Here is a 15,133-nt window from a genome sequence, read left to right as displayed (position 1 = left end):
CCCGGTGGTCGGTAGAGTCGGACGCAACCCCGCTGGCTGCGCATGCGCCGCGCCGCGGCTCTCACCAAGGAGGCTCCCCTGTCCGCCGGACCCGGTACCCCGACCCGCCACCCGGTCGGCGCGGGATCACTCGTCGCCGCCGTGGAGGACCGTCTCGCCGCCTTCTTCCGCACCCGGGAACCGATCGTCGCGCCGCTCGGACCGGTGTTCGTGGACGCGGCCGCGGCCCTGGAGGACTTCGTCATTCGTGGCGGCAAGCGGACCCGGCCCTCCTTCGCGTGGACCGGCTGGCTGGGCGCGGGCCGCGGCGCCGACGACCCCGACGCCGACGCTGTGCTCACCGCGTGCTCCGCGCTGGAACTGGTGCAGGCGTGCGCGCTCATCCACGATGACATCATCGACTCCTCGCGCACCCGGCGCGGCTTCCCGACCGTGCACGTGGATTACGAACAGCGGCACCGGGATCGGCGCTGGGCGGGTGACAGCGACCACTACGGCGTGAGCGTCGCCATCCTCATCGGCGATCTGGCCCTGGCCTGGGCCGACGACATGACTCGCGACGCCGGCCTGCCCGCCGACGCCGCCGCGCGTTTCGCCCCGGTGTGGGCCGCCATGCGCACCGAGGTGCTGGGCGGGCAGCTGCTCGACATCCACGGCGAGTCCGCCGGCGACGAGACCGTGCAGGCGGCGCTGCGGATCAACCGGTACAAGACCGCGGCGTACACCATCGAGCGCCCGCTGCACATGGGCGCGGCGCTGGCCGGGGCCTCCCCCGAACTGGTCGCCGCGTACCGCGAATTCGGCACCGATATCGGCATCGCCTTCCAGCTGCGCGACGACCTGCTCGGCGTCTTCGGCGATCCGGCCGTCACCGGCAAACCCTCCGGCGACGACCTGCGCGAGGGCAAGCGCACCGTCCTCATCGCCGAGGCACTGCAGCGCGCCGACGCCACCGTCCCGGCCGCCGCGGACCTCATCCGCTCCAGCCTCGGCACCGACGTCACTCCCGAGCAGGTCGCCGAATTGCGTACGGTCCTCACCGAACTCGGCGCGGTCGACGCCGTGGAGCAGCGGATCGGCTCGCTCACCGACCAGGCGCTCACCGCCCTGGACGCCAGCACCGCCACCCCGGACGCCAAACGGCAGCTGCGCGCCATGGCCCTCGCCGCCACCGCGCGCTCCTATTGACCGGCCGGACGCGAGGGTACGGGGCATGAGAACTGTTGGGGGACCGGCCGATCGGGTCGTGGTGATCGGTGCCGGACTGTCCGGGCTGGCCGCCGCACTGCACCTGGCGGCGGCCGGACGGCAGGTGACCATCCTGGAACGTGATGATCGCCCGGGCGGGCGGGTCGGCGCCTATCACGGACCGGACTACGAGATCGACTCCGGGGCAACGATTCTCACCCTGCCCGAGCTCATCGACGAGACGCTCGCGGCGGTCGGGCAGACGCGCGAGTCGGTCGGCCTGCGGCTTCTCGATCTGGCCCCGGCGTATCGGGCCCGGTTCGCGGACGGATCCGAGATCGCCGTCTACTCCGACGAGGAGCAGATGGCGGCCGAGGTCGCGCAGGTGCGCGGGCCGGGCACGGCGCGTCGCTACCGGCGGCTGCGCGGCTGGCTGAAAGACGTGTACGAGGCCGAGTTCCGGCAGTTCATGGACACCAACTTCGATTCCCCGCTGGACATGGTGCGGATTCCGGAGAAGCGGGTGGCGCTGGCGAAACTGGTGCGGCTCGGCGCGTTCGGGCGGCTCGGGCCCAAAGTCCGGCGACTCGTGCGGGACCCGGAGGTGGCCCGGCTGTTCAGCTTCCAGGCCCTGTTCGCGGGCATGGCGCCGAACCGGGCGCTCGGGGTCTACGGTGCGATCCCCTACATGGACACCTGCCTGGGTGTCACCTACCCCGAGGGCGGGATGCGGGCCATCGCCGAGGCGCTCGGCCGCGCGTTCACCGCCGCGGGCGGGACGCTCGAACTGAACGCCGAGGTGATCGGCATCGACTACGCGGGCCGGCGGGCCACCGCCGTGCGCACCGCAGACGGACGTGTCTTCGACTGCGACGCCGTCGTGGTGACCGCCGACCTCGGATCGCTGCCGCGCTTCGGGCTGCGGCGCCGGATCGGACTGCGGGCCTCGCCGTCGGCGGTGGTGGCACACGGCACGATTCCCGCCGCCGTCGCCCAGAGTTGGCCCGTGCAGGCACATCACACCATCGACTTCGGCCAGGAGTGGGACCGGACCTTCCGCGAGATCGCCGCCCGGCGCGGCCGCGGGCGGCTGATGAGCGATCCCTCGCTGCTGCTCACCCGGCCCGCGCTCACCGATCCGGCCCTCTACATCGAGCGGGCCGAACAGCACATCGACCGGGACGGGCACCTGCGCGACACCGTGCGCTACGAACCGCTCTCGCTGCTGGCCCCGTGCCCGAATCTCGACGCCGCGCCCCTGGCCTGGGAACAGCTCGGCCCCCACTACCTGCGCGAGCTGCTCGCGACCCTGGAAGAGCGCGGCTACCAAGGCATTTCGCGATACTTCCGGATCGACCACCTCGACACCCCGCGCACCTGGCGGGACAAGGGCATGATCGCGGGCACCCCGTTCTCGGCCGCGCACCTGTTCCGGCAGACCGGACCGTTCCGCACCCGGAACCTGGTGCGGGGCCGCGCGAATGTGGTTCTCGCAGGCTCGGGCACCGTGCCCGGTGTGGGCGTGCCGACCGTGCTGTTGTCCGGGAAACTGGCGGCGGCGCGCCTGACGGGTGATCTACGACATGCCGGGATCGAATCCGCCGACTCCGGGGCTGTGGCCCCCGCGCCCACACACTAGACTGACCGCGTCCTGAACCAACGCGGCTGCCGCCGCCTACCTTTCCGGGGGGAACGACCGCCTATGCCGACCCCCTCCATGGACGCCGCCATCCCGGAGGCCGCGGGCGCCACGCGCCTCGCACCGGCCATCCCGAGCTCCCCCGCCATCGACGGCACCGCCACGCAGCGCTGGCTGCGCCACGCCTCCGACTTCACCCGCAGCCCCGAGGGACACGCGGCGACGCTCGGATTCTTCGGCGCCCTGCTGATCACCTTCGGCGGGTTCGGCGCGGGCAGTGTGCGGCGCAGCGACCCGCTGCTGGAGGTCATGCACCTGTCGTGGCTGCGGTTCGGGCACGGGCTGGTGCTGTCGTCGGTGTTCGTGTGGCTCGGCGTCATCGCCATGATCACCGCCTGGGTCCGGCTGGGGCGCATCGTGATCGGCAAGCAGCCGGGCGCCACCGTGTCGCTCAACGAGCTGCGCGCGATCGTCGGCATCTGGATCTTCCCGCTGCTGTTCTCGGTCCCCCTGTTCAGCCGCGACGCCTACTCGTATCTGGCCCAGGGCGCGATGCTCCGCGACCACATCAACCCGTACGTGTTCGGTCCGTCGGAGTTGAAGGCGAATGCCGCTGCGGTACTGGACAATGTGAGTCCCGTCTGGCTCAACACGACCGCGCCGTACGGTCCGGTCTTCCTGCTGATCGGGCGGGCCATCACCACCATCACCGGTGACAATGTGGTGGCGGGCACCATCGCGCTGCGGCTGGTGATGCTGCCGGGCCTGGTGCTGATGGTGTGGGCGATCCCGCATCTGACCAAGCACCTGGGCGGCAAGCCGACCATCGCGCTGTGGCTGGCGGTACTGAATCCGCTGGTGCTGATCCACCTGATCGGCGGCGTGCACAACGAGATGCTGATGGTGGGCCTGATGGCCGCGGGCATCGCGCTGGTCCTCGAGCATCATCACGTGGCGGGCATCGTGGTGGTCGCGATCGGGGTGGCGGTGAAGGCGACCGCCGGTGTGGCACTGCCGTTCCTGGTGTGGATCTGGATGATTCACGAACGCGAGCGACGCGCGGCGCAGGACGAGGGCGACCTGCCGCATCCGATCCGGACCTTCGCCAAGATCACGGCGCTGGGCGTGGCCATCTTCGCGGCCGTGTTCGCTCTGGCCACCTGGGCGACCGGGCTGCGGGACCACCAGATCGGCTGGCTCACCGCGCTGTCCGGGTCCAAGAAGATCATCAACTGGCTGTCGCTGCCGACCATCATGGCGCACGTGGTCAGCTGGGTGACCCCGCTGCCGCTGGAGTCGGTGCTGCCGTGGACCCGCACCCTGTGCGCGGTGGTGATGGTGGCCGGCCTGGTGTGGGCCTGGTGGCGGTTCAGGAACAGTGAGCGGGAGGCCGTGCTCGGCATTCTCGTCGCGTTCGTGGCCATCGTGATCCTCTCGCCCGCGGCACTGCCCTGGTACTACTCGTGGCCGCTGGCGCTGGCCGCCGGATTCGCGCTGTCCACCCGGACCCTGCAGGTGCTGGTGGGGTTGTGCACCTGGCTCATGCTGGTGTTCCAGCCGGACGGTTCGCCCGTGACCAATTCCGTGCACGGCACGCTGGCCATCCTCGCGGCCGTGGTGGCGGCGCTGTCGCTGCGCACGATGGATCCGCTGAAGCTGCGGGCCGCCCGCCCGCAGACCGATCAGCTCGGCGTCGCGCCCGCGCCCGGCCCGGCGTGAACCAGCCCGCCGTGCCCGACCAGACCGTACTGCCGGATCAGTCCGGACGACTCGACCGCGCCTACCGCGACTGCCGCCGGATCGCGGCCGACCACGGCCGCACCTACTTCCTGGCCACCCGGCTGCTGGAACCGGAGCGAAGACCGGCCGTACACGCGCTGTACGCCTTCGCCCGGATGGTCGACGACATCGTCGACGCGAGCGATGCGCCCAGCCGCGCAGCGGAATCCGCGGCGCGGCTGGATCGGATCGAACACGAGCTGCGGGCCCGCCTGGTGGACGCGCCCATCGACGCGGGCGCCGGGCCCGAGGACCCGGCGCTGCTCGCGGTGTCCGACACCATCCGCCGGTATTCGATTGCCGCCGAACACTTCTGGGTGTTCCTGGACTCCATGCGCATGGACATCCCCGGCGGGCCGCAGTATCGCGACCGCTACCCCACCATGGCCGACCTGCGCGACTACATGCGCGGCTCGGCGGCCGCCATCGGACTGCAACTACTGCCGGTGCTGGGCACGGTCGTCCCGGTGGCCGATGCCGAACCCGCGGCGGCGGCGCTGGGAGAGGCCTTCCAGCTCACCAACTTCCTGCGCGATATCGGCGAGGACCTCGATCGCGGGCGGGTGTATCTGCCCGCCGACGAACTGGCGGCCTTCGGCGTGGACGCCGAACTGCTGCACCACTGCCGGGAATCCGGCTGCACGGACCCGCGGGTACGACGCGCGCTGGCCCACCTGATCGCCATCAACCGCGGCGTCTACCGCCGCGCCACCCCCGGCATCGAACTGCTCAGCCCCCGCGTGCGCCCGGCCATCCGCACCGCGGCCACGCTCTACGGCAGCATCCTCGACGAGATCGAACGCGCCGACTACGCCGTCTTCACCCGCCGAGCGGTGGTACCGCAGCATCGCCGGTTGCGCGTCGCGGCACGGGAACTTGCCGCTACACGGCGCATCAACCAGAACTGACCGCGGGCCGCATCGAAACACGACACGGCGCGCAGGTGTTCCGATCCCTACGTGTCAACTGATTTGGCACCGTGCGGGTAACTCGTCGGGTACGCCCAGAAGCCAACCCGCGCCCTACCGTCGGCCCGGCGACCTACATGAGGGGGCTTCCCCACGACCGGCAAAAGGCGCGGAGAGGCGGATGAGCCGCGGGGAGGCGGGAGGCGGCTCAGAACGGGTCGGCCGCGGCGCGGCGCAGGACCTCACGGGCCAGCGGGCCGTGGATGGCGTCGATGGGACGGCCGGGGAGGCTGTCGTCCTCGGTGTAGATCCACTCGAGGATTTCCTCGTCGGTGTACTTGCCGTCGCGCATCACCGTGATCAGACCGGTCAGATGCTTGGCGACGGCGCCCGTGGAGTCGAAGAACTCCTTCGGGATGCCGGCCACGCCGTCCCGGCGGACGGCGAGGATCTGGTGGTCGCGCAGCATCTGGTGAACCCGCGTGACCACCATGCCCAACTGGTCGGCCACGTCGGGCAGCGGGATCAGGGTCACCGAATCCGGCAAAACGTCTTCGCTGCATGGAAAGGCACTCACGCCGACCACGGTAGTCTCTCGCGTCGCGACCGTCGCATCACACCCCGACGCGACTACCATCGGGTGAGCCGCACCGGGCGGGCTCGGGAAAATCGGAAGGGTTGCAGTTTGATCGGCCAGATGCTGGAAGGGCGCTACCGCATCGACGCGCCGATCGCGCGTGGTGGCATGTCCATGGTGTTTCGGGGAGTGGACACCAGATTGGATCGACCGGTTGCCATCAAGGTGATGGACCCGAAGTTCGCCAGCGACCCGCAATTCCTCACCCGCTTCGAGCTCGAGGCGCGGGCGGTGGCCAAACTCAAGCATCCGTCGCTGGTCGCGGTGTACGACCAGGGCGTGGACGGCGACCATCCGTTCCTCATCATGGAACTGGTCGAGGGCGGCACCCTGCGCGAACTGCTGCGCGAACGCGGGCCCATGCCCCCGCACGCGGTGCGCGCCGTCGCCGAACCCGTTCTCTACGCCATCGGCGTGGCCCACGCGGCCGGGCTGGTGCACCGCGACATCAAGCCGGAGAACGTGCTCATCTCCGACTCCGGCGAGGTGAAGATCGCCGACTTCGGGCTGGTGCGCGCGGTCGCCGAAGCCAAGATCACCTCCGACAGCGTGATCCTCGGCACCGCCGCCTACCTCTCGCCCGAGCAGGTCACCAGCGGCACCGCCGACGCCCGCAGCGACGTTTACTCCGCGGGCGTCCTGATCTTCGAAATGCTCACCGGCCGAACACCGTTCACCGGCGACAACTCGCTGTCGATCGCGCTGCAGCGGGTCGAGAAGGACGTGCCCAGCCCGGGCCGCCTGATCAACGGCGTCCCACCGGAAATCGACGAGCTGGTCGCGCACGCCACCGCGCGCGAACCCATGCACCGCTACGCCGACGCCACCGAGATGGCGAACGACCTGCGCCGCATCGCCCGCGAACTGCAGCTGCCGGACTACCGGGTGCCCGCGCCCACCGAATCGGCCGAGCATCTCAGCGCCAAGTACCGGGTCGGGCCCACCCCCGCACCGCGCGTACCGGTCTCGCCGCCGTCCCGGCCCCTGCCGGGCGCGGCTGATCTCACCACCCGGCTCCCCGCGGACCCGCCGACCGTGCACATGCAGCCGCAGGCGCAGCAGACCCGGGTGATGACCGCGGCGCGGGAACTCCCGCCGGAGTACCAGCCGCAGCCCGAGTACGCGCCGCCGCCCGGAGCGCCGGGCGGCCGCGGCTACGGCTCGGACCTGATCGAGGATCGCGGCAAGTCGCGGCGCAAGGTCGTCATCTGGTTGAGCATCGTGGTCGCGCTGGCGGTGCTGCTGGGCCTCGGCGGCTGGTGGCTCGGCGTCGGCAGATATTCGGCGGTGCCGTCGATCGCCGGCATGGACACCCAGAAGGCCGTTTCCACACTGCAGGGCGCAGGCTTCAAGACCGAGACCCGGCAGAAGGCCTCGGACATGATCCCGGTGGGCAATGTGGTCGGCACCGATCCGCCCGCGGGCACCCGGGTCACCAAGGGCTCATTGGTCGCCGTGCTGGTCTCCAGCGGCAAGCCGAAGGTCCCCGACATCCAGCCCGGACAGGACGTCACCTCGGTCGACAAGGCCATCAGAGACGCGGGACTGACGCCGGTGGACGCCGGTGAGATGGGCAGTACCGCGCCGAAGGGCACGGTCGCCAAGGTGGATCCGGGGCCCGGCACCGTACTCCCTGCCAATGCCCAGGTGAAGGTCTACCGCAGCAAGGGTTCCCAGCCGGTCAAGGTGCCGGATGTGCGCGGCAAGACCGAGGACGAGGCCAGGACGGCCCTGCAGAAGGCCGGGCTCACCGTCAGCTCCACCCGCGACCAGTACGACGCGAAGATCAAGTCCGGGCAGGTGATCGGCACCGATCCCGCCACGGGCACCAGCACCGAATCCGGCAGTGGCGTGGTCCTCATCGTCAACAGCGCGATCGACATGCCGAACCTGCTGGGCGCCAACGTCTCCACCGCCCGCAGCAAGCTCCAGGCCCTCGGCCTCTCGGTCACCGTCCGGCAGCTCGCCAACAACGACAGCTCGATCGTCATCTCGCAGAGCACCGCACCCGGCGACACCGTCCAGCCCGGCTCCACCATCACCCTGGTAGCGATACCGTAGCTGTCCCGCCTCCCCGAGCCTTCAGCGGGCGGCCGGGAGCCGTTGACCGTTATGCATCCGTGCCAACGGCTCCCGGCCGCCCGCTCGAATCGCGGGGAGGCGGGGGAGCTACCGCAGCATCTCCGCTACCAGGAAGGCCAGCTCGAGCGACTGCTGGGTGTTCAGGCGCGGGTCGCAGGCGGTCTCGTAGCGCTCCTCGAGGTTGAGGTCGGAGATGTCCTGCGCGCCGCCGAGGCACTCGGTGACGTTCTCACCGGTGAGCTCGATGTGCAGGCCGCCCGGGTGGGTGCCCAGCGCGTGGTGCACCTCGAAGAAGCCCTGCACCTCATCGACGATGCGGTCGAAGTGCCGGGTCTTGTAGCCGGTCGAGGACTCGTGGGTGTTGCCGTGCATGGGGTCGCACTGCCAGATCACCTGGTGGCCGGTGGCCTGCACCTTCTCGATGATCGGGGGCAGCACGTCGCGGACCTTCTGATTGCCCATACGCGCGACCAGGGTCAGGCGGCCGGGCTCGTTGTTGGGGTCCAGGCGCTCGACGTACTCCACGGCCTGATCGGGCGTGGTGGTCGGGCCGATCTTGAGGCCGATCGGGTTGGCCACCAGTTCCGCGAAGGCGACGTGCGCGCCGTCGAGCTGACGGGTGCGCTCACCGATCCACAGGAAGTGCGCCGACAGGTCGTAGAGCACCGGCTCGCCCGAGACCGGGTGCTCGCTCAGGCGTAGCATGGCCCGCTCGTAGTCGAGCACCAGCGCCTCGTGGCTGGCGTAGAGCCGGGCGCTGGACAGGTTGGGATCGTTGACGCGACAGGCCTTCATGAAGGCCAGCGCGCGATCGATCTCGGTGGCCATCTGCTCGTAGCGGGCGCCGGCCGGGGACTGGCTCACGAACTCGCGGTTCCAGTCGTGCACCTTGTGCAGGTCGGCCATGCCGGCGGAGGTGAGCGCCCGCACCAGGTTCATCGCGGCCGAGGCGTTGGCGTAGGCGCGGACCAGTCGCGACGGATCGTGTTCGCGCAGCGCCGCATCCGCGACCAGCGAGTTCACCATGTCACCGCGGTAGGACCGCAGGCCCAGCGAATCGATGTCGGCGGAACGGGGTTTGGCGTACTGACCCGCGATGCGGGCCACCTTCACCACCGGCAGGCTGGCGCCGTAGGTGAGTACCACGGCCATCTGCAGCAGGGTGCGGATATTGCCGCGGATGTGCGGCTCGGTGTTGTCGGCGAAGGTCTCCGCGCAGTCACCGCCCTGCATGAGGAACGCCTCGCCGCGGGCCACCTCGGCCAGGCGCAGGCGCAGCTCCTCGACCTCGGCGGGCACGCAGATGGGCGGCACGCTCTCCAGTACGGTGCGCATCTTGGCGGCCTGCTCGGGATCCCAGGACGGCTGCTGGAGCGCGGGGCGGGCCAGCGCGTCGTCGAGACGCCGACGGAGCTCGGCGGGCAGCGGAGGAAGTTCCGGCAAGCGATCGATCGGTACGTCGACGGTCCAGTTCACCAGTTCAGGATACGGATTGCTCTTGGTGACCCGGAGCACCCCCAGGGCTCGAGTTCCTCACACCCGGTCGCCGCCTACGCTGGGACCCGATGATCTGCCCATCCGACCCGGACCTGAGCTGAGGAGAGACCCATCTCACTGCGGTACTTTTACGATTCGGAATTCATCGAGGACGGGACCGTCATCGACCTCGTGTCCATCGCGGTGGTGTGCGAGGACGGACGCGAGTTCTACGCGGTCTCCACCGAATTCGATCCCGAGAAGGCCGGGCCGTTCGTCCGCCGCAATGTCCTGCCCAAGCTACCGCCGCCGTCCTCGCCGCTGTGGCGTTCGCGCGAGCGCATCCGCGACGACCTCTACAAGTTCCTGGTCCCCCGCCCCGGCGTGGAACCCGAACTGTGGGCCTGGGTCGGCGCCTACGACCACGTGGCGCTGTGCCAGCTGTGGGGCTCCATGGTCGATCTCCCCAACGCGCTGCCCCGCTACACCAATGAGCTGCGCCAGCATTGGGAGCAGCACGGCCGCCCGCCACTGCCGCCGGTACCGAAGGACGCGCACGACGCGCTCGCCGACGCCCGCCACAACCTCGCCAAATTCGAGGCCATCGAAGCGGCCCGGCGCCTGCGCGCGGTCTGAGATCAGCATGCGAAAGGCCCCGGGAGACTTGGTCTCCCGGGGCCTTCTCGATGGTCCGGCGGGCTAGCCCGCCATGGTCTCCGGAACGCGGTCCGCGTCGGGACGGCTGCCCGACGGCACGCCCTTCTTCAGGCTCGCGGCGTAGACGTCGACGTATTCCTGATCGCCCATCCGCATGAGCTCGTACATGATCTCGTCGGTGACGGCGCGCTCGACGAAGCGGTTGCCGCCCATGCCCTCGTAGCGCGAGAAGTCGATCGGCTCACCGAATTTCACGGTGACCTTGCGCGGCCGCCAGCGGAAAGGACCGGGCGGGCACACCTCGTCGGTACCGATCAGGGCGACCGGGATCACCGGCACTCCGGTCTCCAGGGCGAGGCGTGCCACACCGGTCTTGCCTTTGTAGAGGCGGCCGTCCGGGGAGCGGGTGCCTTCGGGGTACAGGCCCACCAGGCGACCCTCGTCCAGCAGCTTGCGCGCGGTATTGAGGGCGCTCTCGGCGGCGTCCGCACCGGAGCGGTCGATCGGGTACTGACCGGCACCGGAGAAGAACCATTTCTGCAACCGGCCCTTGAGACCGGGCGTGGTGAAGTATTCGGCCTTGGCCAGATAGGTGATGCGGCGCGGGCTCATCAGCGGGGTGAAGAGCCAGTCGGTGAACGACAAGTGATTGCCGGCCAGAATCGCTGCGCCCTTGGCGGGAATGTTCTCGACGCCCTCAACCTGGGGCCGGTTGACGAGATGCATCCATGGACCCGGGAACACATACTTCAGCAGCCAGTAGAACATCGCGTCCTTTCCCCTGTTTTCGATACCCGGGACCGGCCTCGTTGCGGGCACCACTACTCGCTTGCCTACCCTACTCCACCGCCTCCCCGAACCTTCAGCGGACAGCCCGGAGCCGTTGCCCGTCGTGCACCCGTGCCGGCGGTCAAGTGCCGAACCGATTTTGGGGGTACCCGACGAGTTAACCCAACCGGCACTGAATCAGCTGTCACTTCGAGTGACGAGACACCAAATCAGTTGCTACTTCTAGCAACGGGATGACAAAGCGGAATCGGTCGGGCGGTGATCAGCGGTGGGCCGGCGCGACCGACACCGGGTCCTGCTGGGCAAGCACCGCTGCACGGGCCAGTTCGGCAGCGCCGATCATGCCGGCGGCCTCACACAGTTGGGCGGTGCGGATGCGGGCCAGCCGGCGGTGCCGGGCGCCGGTGATGGAGGCCGCGTAATGCTCACGAGCATCGTCGAGGAACAGTGGGGCCGAACTACTCACGCCGCCCGCCACCACGATCAGGTCCGGGTCGAAGATGTCGCTCACGAAGGCCAGGCCCAGGCCGAGCCAGCGGGCGAAATCGGCCATCACGTCGAGGGCGACCGGGTCGCCGTCCTGCGCCGCGCCCGCCACCCGGCGACCGGTCAGCGAGCCCGGATCGCGCCCGGACTCCCGGGCCAGCACCGTGGAGCGCTGCGGATCGGTGGCCAGCAGCTCGATCGCGGTGTCCACCAGAGCCGTTCCGCTGCAATACCTTTCCCAGCAGCCGCGCTTGCCGCAGGCGCAGGCGCGGCCGTTGGGCACCACCTGCAGATGCCCGAGTTCCGGTGCGACACCGAAGCTTCCGCGATACAGCTGGCCGTTGCTGAGCAGCGCCGCGCCGATACCGGTGCCGATGGCCACCAGCACCACATTGCGCCCGCCCGCCGCCGCACCGAAGCGATACTCCGCCCACAGCGCGGCATTCGCGTCGTGCTCGAGGATCACCGGCAGGCCGAGGCGGTCGGTGAGCCGCTGCGCGACCGGGGCGTCCTCCCACGGCAGGTGCGGGGCGAAACGCACGGTGGCGCGGTCCTCGTCGACGAAACCCGCCACCGCGAGACCGACCGCGCCGATGGCATGGCGGGAGCACAGGTCACGCACCGCCCGGGCCAGACCGTCCTCGAGGGCGCGGGCGGAATGCGGGGTCGGCGCGGTCACGGTGTCGAGCACCTCGCCCGCGCTGTCCACCACCGACGCCCGAATATTCGTGCCGCCCACATCGATACCCACGGTCAACGGCACGTCCTCACCGCCCGTCATGCCTTGATCGTCACGTCGATGGGCACGTACTTGGCGCGCTTGGACCGCCTTCCACCGGGCTGCGCACCAGCGCGACCGGCGGCCGGGCCCGAGTCGCGGGCGGGCTGTCCCGTGGATCCGGCGGGACCGGGTTCGGCGTCCGGGTGCGCGACCGGCGGGCCGAAGGGACGGTCGGGGGCGGGCTGATCACCCGTCACTCGTCCGCCGGCGGACTCGGTACGGAAATCGTTGCGCGGCACCGCGTCCGGGTCACGCGGGTCACTGCCTCCGGGGCGGCGTGCCGCGCCCGGGCCGGGACCGAAGGGGTCGTCCGACGCCTCCGCGGCCGGGTAGGCCTGGGACCGGCTCCGGGCCGCCGCACGGCCCTGCGCACCGGCGAGGAAACGCGCGAACACCGCGGCCAGGCCCGCGGCACCGTGCGGGTCGCCGGATTGCCCGCCGGCACGGGAGAATTCGCCCTCATCGTCCGGGCCGACATCCCCGCGCGCGGCGGCGGCGTCGGCGAACGGCAGATCACCTGCACCGGAGCCGGTTTCGGCGACGTGCGAAAAGTGATGCCACGCTTGATATTCCGGCGATTCCGGATCCAGGTCCGGCGGGATCACCGGATCCACCGGCACACCGGCGAGCGCCTCGCGCAGCACGGTCACGATGGCGGTGCCGTGTTCGGCGATGGCCGCCACCACATCGTGGTGCTCGCCGCGCACGATGGCCGCGGCCGCGCACACGGGACACCAGCTGCAGCTGGACCATTCGGCGCGGCCGTCGGCGGCGGTGCGGCGCAGCACCGGTTCGACGCGCTCGAGGACGGCCTCGGCCAACAGCCGTAGCTCCTCGGCGAATTCGCCGAGATTCTCGTCGGGGTGGCCGGGACGCGGGTGATGCGTGGTGGTCATTTCGGCCAGACCTGAGGATCGGGCCGGAAACGGATCACCAGGTGGTCGCCGTCGAGCTCGGCGGCTTCGACCGTGCACCGCCGCAATACCGGGGCCAGCCGCAACCGCCGCCGGACCCCGTCCGCTCCCACGATCAAATCGTCCTCCACTCGTCCCAGCCGCAGGGTCGACGAATCGACCACCGGCAGATGCATGCGCATCGCGAACACCGAGTGCACGCCCGCCCCGGACTCGAGCCGCACCACCGGCTCGGCGGCGGTACTCGTCTCGGGGCCGGGCAGCACACCGTCGGCATCTGTGCCAAGCATAGGGACCGGACGCCCTCCCACCCAGTTACCACTCGCGTCCACCGCGTAGGACAGCGCCGCCAGCGAGCCGATCCCCACCGGTTCGGCTCCCGCATGCGCCACGACCTGCACCGGAACCCCGGGCAACCGCTTGCGGAGCTCCCCTGCGACATCGAGTTGCTCGCCGCGCCGGTTGAAATACCACTGCACCGCCGGATGCGGCGGCTCGACCGGATGCGGGGCGGGCATCTCGGGGAGCACCTTGTTCACCAGCACCGCGTCCAGGCGGAGACCCAGCAGCGCCGCCGCCGAGCGCACCCGCGCCGACTCGGCCACCGCGACCAGTTCCGCGGCGGTCACCAGGCGGGCACCGGTGCGGGCCTGATCCGCCAGCAGGTCACGGGCTTCCGTCACCGCCTGCACGATCTGCTCGACGGTCACCGCCAGCACCGCCTTGCGGAAGTCCGCGCCGATCGCCTCCATCGTCCTGGTGTGCGCGGGCCACACCCGCTCCAGGTAACCGAGCACGGTGTCCGGCATGGTGACGATGCGCAGCATGTCCGCCGACGGCGGGCAGTCCACCACGATCACATCCCACCGCGCGTCGTTGGCGAACCGCGTGATCTCCAGCATGGCCAGCAGTTCCTGCACCCCCGGCAGCCCGGTCAGCTCCGCGGGATCCAGTGCCCCCAGATCGAATCCGTGCTCGTGCCCGGCCCCGGACGCCATGACCAGCACCTGCCGGAACCGATCCTCCAGCAGCGCAAGCGAATCCACCTCGATGACATCCAGCGCCGGCTCGGCGTCGGGGCCACGGACGTCCGCGAAAGCCGGTGCCGGGCTGTGGAACATGGGGAGCGGCAGAGTGGCGACCGCGGGGGTCGCGCCGTGGCGCAGGCGGTATCCCAGGGCATCGCCGAGGGAGTGGGCCTGGTCCAGGGAGGCCAGCAGGACGCGGCGGCCGTTGCGGGCGTAGGCGAGTGCGGTCGCGCAGGCCAGGGTTGTTTTTCCGACACCGCCCTTGCCGATGAACAGCTCGACGCGGGTGGCGGGGTGCGGCGAGCGTTCGGTACCGCCGGCGGTCAGCCTTCGACCCGTTTCTTGAGTTCCTTGAGGGCGGTGTCGGTGATGACCTTCTCCGCTTTGCGTTTGAACATGCCGATCATGGGGATGTTCAGATCCACGGTCAGTTCGTAGACCACCTGGGTGGTGCCGTCGGGCAGCGCGATCAACTCGTAGGTGCCGTCCTGTGCCTTCTGCAGGTCACCCGACACCAGGCTCCAACTCACCGCACGGCCGTCGGGCCGCCAGGTGTAGGACAGGGTATAGGTGTCCTTCACGACGCCGGCGTCCAGCACGAAGCGGGCGGTGCGGGCGCGGCCGTCCGGCGATTTGTCCAGCACCTCGACCGAGCGGGCCGCGGAGACCCATTCCGGATACGACTCCAGGTCGGCGATGACCGCCATCACTCGATCCGAGGGGGCGTCGATCACGATCGACCTCTGAGTTCGATCGGCCATGGGCGGCA

The 15,133-nt window shown here is 70.3% G+C and carries 13 protein-coding genes; 6 read left to right on the top strand and 7 right to left on the bottom strand.

The window, feature by feature from the left end:
- Positions 1-42 precede the first annotated feature (42 nt).
- From ACFXKA_RS24675 to ACFXKA_RS24660, 4 genes are all read left to right on the top strand, one after another.
- Positions 43-1,188, top strand: a complete 1,146-nt coding sequence (locus tag ACFXKA_RS24675) for a polyprenyl synthetase family protein (RefSeq protein ID WP_379429067.1) — start codon at positions 43-45, stop codon at positions 1,186-1,188.
- A gap of 25 nt (positions 1,189-1,213) precedes the next feature.
- Positions 1,214-2,827 (top strand): phytoene desaturase family protein, encoded by a 1,614-nt coding sequence (gene crtI, locus ACFXKA_RS24670; RefSeq protein WP_379429066.1) that lies wholly within the window; start codon positions 1,214-1,216, stop codon positions 2,825-2,827.
- 63 nt (positions 2,828-2,890) lie between these two features.
- Positions 2,891-4,546, top strand: coding sequence for an alpha-(1->6)-mannopyranosyltransferase A (locus tag ACFXKA_RS24665; protein ID WP_379429065.1), 1,656 nt, complete (start codon positions 2,891-2,893; stop codon positions 4,544-4,546).
- Between the two features lie 11 nt (positions 4,547-4,557).
- On the top strand, positions 4,558-5,514 hold the full coding sequence (locus ACFXKA_RS24660; RefSeq protein WP_379429064.1) for a phytoene/squalene synthase family protein: 957 nt from the start codon (positions 4,558-4,560) through the stop codon (positions 5,512-5,514).
- 208 nt (positions 5,515-5,722) lie between these two features.
- On the opposite strand, the gene ACFXKA_RS24655 is transcribed toward ACFXKA_RS24660, so the two are convergent.
- Positions 5,723-6,091, bottom strand: a complete 369-nt coding sequence (locus tag ACFXKA_RS24655; RefSeq protein WP_354843075.1) for an Rv2175c family DNA-binding protein — start codon at positions 6,089-6,091, stop codon at positions 5,723-5,725.
- Between the two features lie 120 nt (positions 6,092-6,211).
- Between ACFXKA_RS24655 and ACFXKA_RS24650 the strand changes: the two genes are divergently transcribed.
- Complete coding sequence (locus tag ACFXKA_RS24650) at positions 6,212-8,212, top strand: PASTA domain-containing protein (RefSeq protein WP_379429063.1); 2,001 nt, start codon at positions 6,212-6,214, stop codon at positions 8,210-8,212.
- A 108-nt stretch (positions 8,213-8,320) separates the two neighbouring features.
- Here the strand turns inward: ACFXKA_RS24650 and ACFXKA_RS24645 are convergent, their stop codons facing one another.
- Complete coding sequence (locus ACFXKA_RS24645) at positions 8,321-9,709, bottom strand: class II 3-deoxy-7-phosphoheptulonate synthase (RefSeq protein WP_354843080.1); 1,389 nt, start codon at positions 9,707-9,709, stop codon at positions 8,321-8,323.
- Between the two features lie 138 nt (positions 9,710-9,847).
- On the opposite strand from ACFXKA_RS24645, the gene ACFXKA_RS24640 reads away from it, so the two are divergent.
- Complete coding sequence (locus ACFXKA_RS24640) at positions 9,848-10,345, top strand: polyadenylate-specific 3'-exoribonuclease AS (protein WP_354843238.1); 498 nt, start codon at positions 9,848-9,850, stop codon at positions 10,343-10,345.
- 63 nt (positions 10,346-10,408) lie between these two features.
- Here ACFXKA_RS24640 and ACFXKA_RS24635 read toward each other — a convergent pair whose 3' ends face one another.
- The 5 genes from ACFXKA_RS24635 to ACFXKA_RS24615 all read right to left on the bottom strand — a co-directional run bounded on the left by ACFXKA_RS24635 (position 10,409) and on the right by ACFXKA_RS24615 (position 15,125).
- Positions 10,409-11,134 (bottom strand): lysophospholipid acyltransferase family protein, encoded by a 726-nt coding sequence (locus tag ACFXKA_RS24635; RefSeq protein WP_354843083.1) that lies wholly within the window; start codon positions 11,132-11,134, stop codon positions 10,409-10,411.
- Positions 11,135-11,417: 283 nt separating this feature from the next.
- Positions 11,418-12,422, bottom strand: a complete 1,005-nt coding sequence (locus tag ACFXKA_RS24630) for an ROK family glucokinase (protein ID WP_379429062.1) — start codon at positions 12,420-12,422, stop codon at positions 11,418-11,420.
- Entirely contained in the window at positions 12,419-13,318 is a 900-nt protein-coding gene (locus tag ACFXKA_RS24625) for a hypothetical protein (protein ID WP_379429061.1), read from the bottom strand. Before ACFXKA_RS24625 ends, ACFXKA_RS24630 begins: the two co-directional genes overlap by 4 nt.
- On the bottom strand, positions 13,315-14,604 hold the full coding sequence (locus tag ACFXKA_RS24620; RefSeq protein WP_379429145.1) for an ArsA family ATPase: 1,290 nt from the start codon (positions 14,602-14,604) through the stop codon (positions 13,315-13,317). Before ACFXKA_RS24620 ends, ACFXKA_RS24625 begins: the two co-directional genes overlap by 4 nt.
- A gap of 83 nt (positions 14,605-14,687) precedes the next feature.
- Entirely contained in the window at positions 14,688-15,125 is a 438-nt protein-coding gene (locus tag ACFXKA_RS24615; protein WP_354843091.1) for an SRPBCC family protein, read from the bottom strand.
- Positions 15,126-15,133: the final 8 nt, after the last annotated feature.

It is taken from the genome of Nocardia sp. NPDC059228 (assembly GCF_042754245.1).
GTDB lineage: Bacteria > Actinomycetota > Actinomycetes > Mycobacteriales > Mycobacteriaceae > Nocardia.
The sequence above is the reverse complement of the archived record's forward strand: the minus strand, read 5'-3'. Positions and strand labels throughout refer to the sequence as shown.